This is a genomic window from uncultured Dysgonomonas sp. (assembly GCF_900079725.1).
Taxonomy (GTDB): Bacteria; Bacteroidota; Bacteroidia; order Bacteroidales; family Dysgonomonadaceae; genus Dysgonomonas.
Genome location: NZ_LT599032.1, coordinates 3,902,520 through 3,913,525 on the forward strand (window position 1 = coordinate 3,902,520; position 11,006 = coordinate 3,913,525).

The following is an 11,006-nucleotide window of genomic DNA, read 5'->3' on the forward strand; positions in this document are numbered from 1 at the left end:
TCTTATTCTTTATTTTATTAAAAGGCTATTCAAGTAAACTTCAAGATAGGTATATCCTTCTCCATTTATATCGTTTGCCAATTTGCCCGGATGATATTTCTCCAACCACCCGTCAGGAATGCCATCTATGTTTAAATCCACGGGCACGGTTGCCGGATCATAGGTATATGTTTCCCATCCGCCCACATCATTTTGTGAATCGATCAGGCCAGGTTTGGTTCCAACGTTCCCTGAGGCCCTGACAGGAGTTAGTCCTCTGGCAGTTTCGTTCACAATTCTAGCATCTGTTTTATCGCGTTTGTAACTTGCTCCGGCATTTGCCAATACTTTTTTGTAAGCATCCTTGGCATTATCAGTTGATATATATGGTACATCGAAGGGTTTGTCTACCACGATATCCTTAATATCCTTAGATGACGGGTTGGGCTGTAAGCCTATCAGATTGTTTCTGGATACTTTTTTACTTTCAGGGAAATAATTACCGTCAATGAAAAATTTTCCCCACGTACCTTTAGTCTGCTTATTTGTTCCGTCATCGGCATTGGGAGAGAATATCCGGTCAGGATTTGAGGACGTAGGAGAGGGTTTATAGTAGTTGTTGGCAAAATTATACCTGCCGCCTTCTCCTGCATATCCGCTGTTACTTCCCCAGTTATATATTACATTATTCCTGAAATCTACCAGTTCCAGCTCAGGCTGGTTACTGTAACGGCTTCCGCACATACGCGGATTGCGGCTGTCGTGATGTGCCAGCAGATTGTGATGATACGATGCTTTTTTTCCGCCCCATATTGCTCCATAGCCATGACTTCCTTTCTGATGAACCGACCCCCGCAAACTTTCGGAGATGATACACCATTGCATGGTGAAATTCTCGTTGTCATAAAAAGATGAGCATTCATCCGTACTCCAACTCATAGAACAGTGGTCTATGATAATATCCTTGTTGCGGAAGCCATACAGTGCATCATCTTGTACTTTTTGTAAGTCACCAAGCCGGAAGCGGATATAGCGTATTATAATATTATTACCTTCTACTCTTACCGGATAATCTGCAATACAGATACCGTCACCGGGTGCGCTCTGTCCCGCGATAGTGGTGCTGTCGGATATTTGCAGCTTCGATTTTAAATGGATAATACCTGCGACTTTGAAAAGGATTGTTTTTGCCCCCGGCCTTTTCAAGCACCAGCGAAGTGTACCTTCCTGAGTTTTTTTATTACCCGTTATTGTATCTTCAAGAGAGTTAACGTAATATACTTTGCCTCCCCTGCCTCCTGATGTATACATACCTCCACCTTCTGCACCAGGGAATGCGGGTGTTTGAGAAATTAATGATATGGTGCATAATATTCCGGTTAGATACAATAATAATATTTTCATTCAAAAGTTTATTTATTGAGTAAGATACTAAGCATAATAAATGGCCCTACAGCTTTAGGGTCGTTATCCCTTACGGGTTCATTTATATAGTATTCGTAGCTTCCGTCGCGATAGTTTTTTTCTCCGCCAAGTCCGGCAACACTACAACCATCTGTGAGTGAAATAGTACCGTCTCCGTTATCCTTTATAAACCTTTTTACAAACTGGTCATAGGCAACTTCCCCTTTTTCGAAATAACTATTATCCAGATATCCTTTCTGTGCGCCTTTCACCCATGTATAGATAAACATAGCCGATGCACTCGATTCTATATAGTTACCTTTGCGCCCCATCTGGTCGGTTACCTGATACCACATTCCGGTCTTTTCATCCCTGTATTTTTCGATAGCGGATGACAAGTCTTGCAGTAATTTGATTATATCGCCACGCTTTTCATGGTTTTCAGGGAGGTAATCAAGTACATCTACTATTGCCATCATGTACCAGCCGATACTTCTCGACCAGAAATTAGGAGACAGTCCTGTTTTTTTGTCAGCCCATCGTTGCTCCCTGCTTTCATCCCAGCCATGATAATAAAGACCGGTTTTGGCATCATACATGTATTTATGTACATCCAGTATTTGAACAACAACATCGTCAAACAATTCGAGTTCATTAAAAGTTTTAGCATATTCTGCCAGAAAGGGTCCTGCCATATACAGTCCGTCCAGCCATACCTGATGGGGGTATATTTTCTTATGCCAGAAACTGCCGTCGGCAGTACGCGGATGTGTCCGCATCTGGTCTCGCATCAGATCAAGAGCTTTTCTGAAACGCTCCTGTTTGGTAAGCGCATACATAGGGAAGAGAAATTTACCGGAATTTACCCGGTCTATATTGTATTCCAGAGGTTTGTAGGTCTTGATTTGTCCATCAGGTTCTATCATGAGGTCGGCAAAACTATATACATAGTCGTAATATGTTTGATCGAAAGTTTTTTGCCATGTTTGGAATATGGCTTGCAGTTCCAATCCATGACAATAGTTCCATTTGGGAGCTTTGACAAAGTCGAGCATCCACGATTCGGGGTTTCGTTTGATTTCCGAATCCGTCAGACGGACATAATATTTTGTCTGAGCTTCCATTGCGAATATGGAAGCTATAGACAATAAAGATATAAGTAGTTTAGCCTTCATACCATCCTTTTATTTTGTTTCGTTGATAAGAGTTTTATCTATCGTTTTTGGTAAATGTATATCTTTATTGCTTCCGCTGATATTTACTACCTCTTTCAATGTCAGCGGATATTCAAATCCGGATATGTGTACATTTTCTACGTTTTTCAGAATCAATGCAGCTCCTTCTTTCGGGTTGATTTTCACATTCCTGAAGTGAATGCCTTTCGATTCTACAAGCTCTGCACCGATTATTGAAGTGATAGTAACATCTTCCACATTTATATTTTCAATTTTCATTTCCGGCAGGCCGTTAAAATACATGGCCCGGCGCGCATTTCGCGATATAAGATTTTTTACATAAATATTTTTGAATGCAGGAGTTGTTTCGTCTACAGCAGGAATAGTAGATGTAACAGGTATGGTATCACCATCTTCAAGCGACTCTACTGCCGATTTGCCACCATAATAAAGATCGAACAGGAACGACTCGGTTGCAATGTCAAACATATTTATGTCTCTAATATAAATATTTTCCACTACACCACCACGGCCTCTGCAACTTTTGAATCTCAGACCTACGTCTGTGCCCAGAAACTGACAGTTGGATACCGATATATTCCTGACGCTACCCGACATTTCACTGCCTACAACAAATCCTCCATGTCCCTGGAATACTTTGCAGTTATCTATCAATACGTTTTCGGTAGGTCGGTTGCGTCGGCGACCATCTTCATCTTTTCCCGATTTTATACAGATAGCATCGTCACCAACATCAAAAATACTATTTACTATAATCGAATTTTTGCATGACTCCAGATCCAGCCCATCTCCATTTTGGGCATATCCCGGATTGCGTACCATTACATTGTCTAAAATGACATTCTCGCACATTAGAGGGTGTATGTTCCAGCTTGGAGAATTCTCGAATAATACGTCTTCCAGTAATACGTTTTTGCACTCTATGAAGCTCACCATTACCGGGCGGAGAAAGTCTTTGATCTCCATCCATTCGGCCTCGGTCAAATCACGACGGGGAACATTCATGTCACTTATTTCAAGTCCTTTCAGAGAGCCTGCTGATGGGAACCAGTAATTACCATCTTTGACTACTCCCCCGGAGTTAATTACTTTTTTCCAATGGATTTCTGTTACTTTACTCTTTTTCAGAGGTCGCCACGCTTCACCGGAACCATTAATGGATCCTTCTCCGGTTATAGCTATATTTTCAAGGTTACGCCCTGATATAGGCGATTGGCAACGGCGTGTGTCCAGTCCTTCAAATACCGTGTTGACAAGTGGGTACAAAGAGAAATCGGCAGAGAACAATATTAAAGCACCTTTTTCTAAATGTAGATTTATATTTGATTTGAAAACAATGGGACCTGTATACCATACTCCGGAAGGTACGAGCAGAGTTCCGCCCCCATTATTCGACAGGGCGTCCATTGCTTTTGCGAATGCGGCTGTATTTAAGCTAATCCCATCGGGTATTCCGCCAAAGTCGGTAATCGATACCTTATTGTCCGGGAATATCGGACGTTGAATGACCGGCATCTCGAATGGAAGTTTTTTATAAAGATATTCATATTTGTATCCATTTCCCTGTGCATATCCATTCTGTGTCAAGAGATACAAAAATAGCATGGTAAGGTAGTGGATTGTTTTCATTTTTCTCATTGTTTAGAGTATTACAATTTGCAAGTTTTTGATCTGTTCAAATCTTTCCGGAAAATATCGATTATTCCCGGTAAAGTACAGAAGATGGGGAAATCTTCAGTTTTTCTTTGAATATTTTGAGCATTTATTTAAATTATTGCAGGGTATCGGAGACCCTGCAATAATTTTATATAGTTTATGGAAGCCAGCGAGGGTCTCCCGCATTTACCACAATGCTTTGTACGGTAAAGTCTCCATTTGCAGGGTCTTTGAACTGAGGGTCTGCTTCACTTGCCGAACATTGCGACGGATTGGTATATAGACCTACCCACAGATTCGGACAGTTGTAATAAATATTATTGTTGTAAGATGCTGTTGCTTTCATATTGCTGGCTTGTCTACACCAATTTCCTGAGGCAACATTTGTAGGGGTCGATACTCCGGTTTCATTAAATAAGCAATTGCTTACCTGGAACGTACTGCCATCTGCTATTCTGAATAAACCATGGTTGTTACTGTTATCTAAATTAGATATTTTGTAGAATGTACAGTTTGTAAATGAAATCGCCCCAGCTTTGGCTTGCATGCGCACAAATGTACGGAATCCGTTGTAGAATGTAGTATTTTCTACTTTCATAGAGCCTAATGTTCCTCCACGGAAATCAATTCCATCACCTCCACTACCTTCAATATGGTGGATAAGGCTATTAGAGATGGTAAAATTACCAATTGAGCCAGCTACATTATTGTATATTAATTGATTTAAGTAATTACTTATATCACAATCGATAATCGAGAGATTTTTTATATCACAACCCGACAATAGATTAAAGAATTGTCCTAACATAACAGCATCTCCATCTCCTCTGAATGTGAGAGACCTTAATTCCAATACATCAATAGCTGATCCACAAGTAATCTGACCATAGATGATCTGCTGGTCATTTGATTCATAACCGCTTATCTTGAGAGACTTTGTAACTTCGTATGCCCCTAAGTTGTATGTTCCCGGGAAAAGTACAAATTCATCTCCGTCTTCAGCTTCGTCCAGAATTGCTTTTAGATCATCTTCCGGATAAACGCCAGTTGCATCACCTAGATCTATTTTAGTTGTAAAAGCGAGTGTTCCACGCGTTTTAACTCCATTTTTTAACGTTGCCGTATAATCCGTTTTACCTGTAAGCTCTGTTATAGTTGCCGCGCCTGCTGCTTTTTCATCAGCAGTAATAGGATGTGTGATATCTCCCGGAGTGAGGATAATTTCAGTCACTTCCTGACCCGCAGGCCAACGAAGAGTTACTTTTGTAGCTAACAATTCTTCCGGATCGATAGGAAGGAAAATTTGTTCCGGATTGGTTTTTATAGTGCCACTCGCCCATTTTGAATCCGGAATGGAGGTTCCTACAGCCTTAATTTGTACCGAATAATCAGCCTCTCCATCCAATCCCTGTATCATGAAAGGATCGGTAAGAGTCCCATTTTTAACAATATCCTTAAAGGTCAGGATGGGTGTTCCCTCGAAATTAGAGCTACCATTAAATACTTCGATAACATAGCTGTCTGCATCCTTTACTGCATTCCACATTACTACGATACTCGTTCTGTTAGCGATTTGTAGCTTCAACTCGGTTGGAGAAAACAGACGGTCATAATTAATGTTCGTTATTTCGTCATCCTGATCCGAACAACTTGGTAAGATCATCAGAAATGATAATCCCATTAAATATATAAGGTTTTTCAACTTATTCATAATTTGTATATTGATGTTGTTGAATATTAATTGTTTGTCAGTGTTCCGTTACTATTGTCAATAAATGTTTGCCAAATAGGCCAGTATTGACTTGTATTAGGATCTTTTTGATATAATGCATTAATTAATGCATCGGTAAGTTTATCCTCTTTTATCCAGATTACACTTTCATATCCTTCGTTATCAGCAAGAGCTTGTCCTTCTACATCAGTTTCTCCGTAATTCAGGCCATAGACAATTAATGTTTCACTATCTGCAGCTGTTTTATAATAAAGTTTTTCAGGAAGATTTGCATAAGGGCCTTCGCGTCTTGCCAGTTGCGACATTTTAGCTTTGGCCTCATCCAATTTGTCTTTCAGTTTATTCCAACGTATTAGGTCGGCCTTTCTTAAACTCTCTCCTGCAAATTCCAAAGCCCGCTGGTCCATAATTGCATTGAAGAATGCAGTTTTACTGGCTGTTGCAGTAGTCATATATGCAGCAACCTTTTCAGTCGGTAATGCACGGTCGAGAATCGGTTGCAGGTAATCAGCTGCATTTCCCGGACCTTCCAATTCATTGATAGCTTCTGCTGCCATCAGATAGACATCGGCCAAACGCATATATTGCCAGTTTACACCATCGTCATTGGTTGATGTAACTATACGTTTCATCCATTCGTAACGAAGTTTCCCGAAACACCACGATTTAAGCGTACGCAGTTGTTGTTTACTTCTGGTATCTTTCGACCACTCATAAGGTACGCAGGTGATATCCCGGCGTACATCTTCTACGTCATAATCATAGAACAGATAAGGTAGAGGACCGTTTACACCACCTTTAGCCTGTTTTGTATATTGGTCTTCCGATTGATGTTGTACACCAAAGGTATAAAGAACACGTCCACGTCCGTCAGCAAATGGTATTTCCCATAGAGACTCGGCTCCGGCGGTCACCACATCCTGACAAAGATTTCTGAAGTTGCTTTCAAAAGATCCTAACTTGTTGGAACCCTTAGTAATGATTGCGACACATTCCTCTTTGGCGATTTTATACATTTCAGCCCTGCTCAATTCCGGATCATTACTAAGACGTACTCCATCGGTACGCTGGCTATATCCTCCTGCATATAATGCAATGCGTGCCCTTAGTCCTTTTATAAACGCCTTATTTACCCGTTCGGTAGTCATTGTTTGAGTCGATTCATTTGGCCAGGCAACCATAGATTCAGCTTCTTTGAGGTCGGCAAGGAGGCGTTTATAGATCACATCCCTATCGGATCTTGGTACATATACAGTTTCTGTAGTAATAGGCTCGAAGCGGGCAGGAACATCTCCCCATCCTTTTACTAAATCGAGATAAATAACTGCTCTTAGGGTGAGGGCTTCGCCGAGCAGGTGTGCCATATCTACATCATTTTCTACATTTCCGTGAGTACGCAGACCGTCTATACACATATTTGCACGTTCGATACCTTCATAAAATTTGGCCCAGGCGTTATTCGCTGTGTTCATCTCCGTATTTGTAGGTGTAGGGGCATATCCTGTAAGCGTATATTTGGGATCTGTTGCGATCTTGGTCGCATCCATGTTGTTGATCCACTCCACATCCGAATTGATTCCGTAATAAGGAAGGAACCGTCCACGATATGAATTCGTCTCTCCGAACGACTGGTGTATTCCCATCACTGCTTTTTCTGCGAGTCCGTATATGGTGAAAACGGATTCCGGTTCGGCAGCTGATTTAGGGTCCGATTCAAGATCGCAGGCAGTCATGACACCCATCAGAGACAAAGCCAATATTGATTTATATATAAATTTTTTCATTACTTATCCTATTTTATCAGTTTAGAAATTTAAGTTAACACCGAAAACAAACTGGCGGCTTTTTGGGTATGCAGAGTAGTCTACGCCCGGAGTCAGATTTGTCTTGCGTATTGTAGAAACTTCAGGATCATAACCTGAATAATTTGTTATACAGAATACATTATAAGCAGTAGCATAAAGCCGAAGGTTCTGTATCTTGGCTTTGCCCATAATGGATCTAGGGAATGTATAGCCCAGAGTCAGTGTGTTGAGGCGAAGGAAAGATCCATCTTCCACAGCCCAATCGCTGAATACCATACGGTCGGTGTATGGAGACCACATTGAGGTGTTTTTGTTCATTTCAGTCAATTCTGCACCGTCGTTCGATATTGTTCCGTCGGGACGTAGGTTTGTCCAGCGGCTTCCTCCGGCCATTTCCGTAGTCATATTACGGTATTGGTATTTACCGGTTTCGGTGAATTCTATTTTATTGGCATTGTAAATATCGTTTCCTACACTCCAGTTGAAGTTTGCTGTAAGGTCAAAGCCATATAAGCGTCCACTGATACTGAAGCCTCCTGTATGGGTAGGGTTGGCGTCTCCGATAATCTCACGGTCGTTTACGTCTATTATGCCGTCTCCGTTCAGGTCTTTCAACTTCATTGTTCCCGGACGTACTGTTCCTACAACACCTGATGCATCCGGTGCAACGCTCTTATCTATTTCCCATTTTTCTGTTGTTGAATTATAGCCGGTAAAGTCACTTACTTCGTATCTGCCGTCAGAGCGGTATCCGTACATTTTTCCGACAGCTCCACCTGTAGCAATCCAGTAGTCATATCCGATTTCGGTAGAAGCCCATTCGGTAGAAGCTCCAAAGTCATTCATTATACCAAGCGATTTAATTTTGTTCTTATTAAATCCGATATTTGCACTGAAACTCAAACCAAAATCTTTTTTATCAATAGCTATCCAATTAATTGTAGCTTCAAATCCTGAGTTCTGAGTTTTACCCATGTTTCTGTATTGGTAATCGTATCCTGTACCTGATATAGGGAACTCAATCAATAGATCGTCTGTAGTATTTATATATCCTTCAAGTGTACCGTTAAGCTTACCTCCTAGTAATGTATAGTCTATCCCCAGATTTCGGGTAATTGTTGTTTCCCATTTCAGGTCAGGATTGGCCATGTATTTGGATGGTGCCCAATAGTTACCAAAACCGTTAATCCATTCGGTAGTTTTAGATTCGTACATCTGTACAATGTTTCCTGAAGGAATATTATTGTTACCTGCTGTACCGTAGCTAATACGCAATTTCAGGTCGTCCAACCACGTTTTTGTATTTTCCATAAAAGATTCTGATGATACACGCCAAGCCAATGCCGCAGAAGGAAAATATCCCCATTTGTTACCTTCGCCGAATTTGGAAGAACCATCGGCGCGGAAAGTAGCGCTAAACAGATATCTGCTTTGAAAATCGTAATTTACACGACCGAAAAATGATAATAGCTTATCATCCGGTCTGTAGTAATTTTCTATAGAATTGGCATCACCCTCTGTAGAATATTTCCATGCTTCGTCAGCTGTAAATGTTTTAGGAAATCCGTGTACAACATTGGTCTGAATATTTGTTTTTTCGATAATATATTCGTGGCCGGCCATTGCTGTCAAATGATGATTGTCGCCTAATAGCTTCTTAAAATCATAATTCAGTGTATTGGTACTACGGAATGTTTTACGAGAAGTGTTTTCCAGTTGTATTGCCGGTTTTCCCTGGTTTGAAGATGACGGAACGTTCTTGATATAATATGTGGTCAGGCCCCAATAGCGTTTGTCATTGTTTCTGTAATCATCTAGGCCTAATTCAGCTCTAGCGGTGAAGTTATCAAATACTTCCCAGCCTGCACTTCCTGTCATATTCAGAGTCTTGCGCTCTTTCATACGAGCATTGTCTGAGATTGCAGTCAATGGGTGGTAAAGATTTCCTAAGTCGTCATCGGCACTACCAGCCTCGGCTGTCAGATTAGATAGTGGTATCGGTGTATAAAGTACCGAGTACTTTAATCGCTTATCAGAGTCGTACTTGCTGTCTACATCATTTGCTCCACCACCATTGATATCTGTATCCGAATAGCGGATAGATAAATCGAGGGTAACTCTTTTTACCGGATTTGTATTCAATTTCAGACTGAAATTATCGCGTTTGAAACTGGAATCTTCCATGATCGCTTTATCATTCATATGAGAATAGCTGAAAGCATAGCGGACTTTGTCAGAACCTCCGGTAATACTCAGACTATGGTTGAATGTATGTCCTGTACGGCCGAATGTAAGATCTTGCCAGTCGTTATTGGGGATATTGTTATACAGATCGATATCTTCATAATTACCGAAATAATCGGTATATGTATCCATCTTCTTCTTATCTTTTAGCGTTGCCAGTTCATATTGCCATGTCGCATAATCTTTTGGAGAAAGTACATCTAATGTTTTGGCTATTTTTTTCCAGCTATAATAAGCGTTGTATGATATATTTACTTTACCTTCTTTACCCGATTTTGTAGTAACCAATATAACTCCATTAGCTCCACGCGATCCATAGATTGCAGTAGAAGAAGCATCTTTCAGTACATCGATAGATTCTATATCGGATGGGGCAATATCACTGATTGATTGTACAGGGAATCCGTCTACAATAAACAGCGGACTATTATCTCCTGTAATGGAACCACCGCCACGAACACGAATCTTCATTTCGGCATCGGGTGAACCTTCTGTTGTTGTTATCTGTACGCCGGCAAGTTTACCTGTAATAGCTTCTGTTACATTTGCTACGGGAACGGCCTGGATAGCATCACCCTTAACGGAAGAAACCGAACCGGTCAGGTCTTTTCTTTTAACCGTTCCGTAACCGATAACGACTACTTCGTCTAGTTCGGAACTAAGGTCTTCCATTACAAAATCAATTACATTTCCGGTAATCGGTTTTTCGCTCGGTTTCATACCAATGTATGATGCTGAAAGGGTTTTGTCAGTATTACCGACAGAAAGAGTGTACTTGCCATCGATATCAGTCATTGTACCTTTGGTTGTACCTTTGATTGAAACTGTAACACCCACCAGAGGTTCACCCTGAGTATCGGTAACAGTACCTTTTATCTCACGTTGCTGGGCGTATACGTTTTGTCCGCATACCAGAAACATTGAGATACAAATAAGAGACAAAATTCTTTTGATTGTCTTTCGCATGGTTGTTTAGATTTATGATTTGTA

6 protein-coding genes are annotated in these 11,006 nt (G+C 40.8%); all 6 read right to left on the reverse strand.

All coding sequences use genetic code 11. The annotated features are described in order from the left end of the window. Positions 1 to 9 precede the first annotated feature (9 nt). Positions 10 to 1,383 carry a pectate lyase gene (locus tag QZL88_RS16100; protein ID WP_296942784.1) on the reverse strand — a complete coding sequence of 458 codons (1,374 nt, stop codon included), beginning with the start codon at positions 1,381 to 1,383 and terminating at the stop codon, positions 10 to 12. 8 nt (positions 1,384 to 1,391) lie between these two features. Continuing rightward, positions 1,392 to 2,558 carry a glycoside hydrolase family 88 protein gene (locus tag QZL88_RS16105; RefSeq protein WP_296942786.1) on the reverse strand — a complete coding sequence of 389 codons (1,167 nt, stop codon included), beginning with the start codon at positions 2,556 to 2,558 and terminating at the stop codon, positions 1,392 to 1,394. Between the two features lie 9 nt (positions 2,559 to 2,567). Beyond that, on the reverse strand, positions 2,568 to 4,184 hold the full coding sequence (locus QZL88_RS16110; protein WP_296945110.1) for a glycoside hydrolase family 28 protein: 1,617 nt from the start codon (positions 4,182 to 4,184) through the stop codon (positions 2,568 to 2,570). Between the two features lie 208 nt (positions 4,185 to 4,392). Beyond that, positions 4,393 to 5,946 (reverse strand): DUF5123 domain-containing protein, encoded by a 1,554-nt coding sequence (locus QZL88_RS16115; RefSeq protein ID WP_296942788.1) that lies wholly within the window; start codon positions 5,944 to 5,946, stop codon positions 4,393 to 4,395. A gap of 26 nt (positions 5,947 to 5,972) precedes the next feature. Further along, entirely contained in the window at positions 5,973 to 7,751 is a 1,779-nt protein-coding gene (locus QZL88_RS16120; protein WP_296942790.1) for a RagB/SusD family nutrient uptake outer membrane protein, read from the reverse strand. Positions 7,752 to 7,772: 21 nt separating this feature from the next. Further along, on the reverse strand, positions 7,773 to 10,982 hold the full coding sequence (locus QZL88_RS16125; protein ID WP_296942791.1) for a TonB-dependent receptor: 3,210 nt from the start codon (positions 10,980 to 10,982) through the stop codon (positions 7,773 to 7,775). Between the last annotated feature and the right edge of the window lie 24 nt (positions 10,983 to 11,006).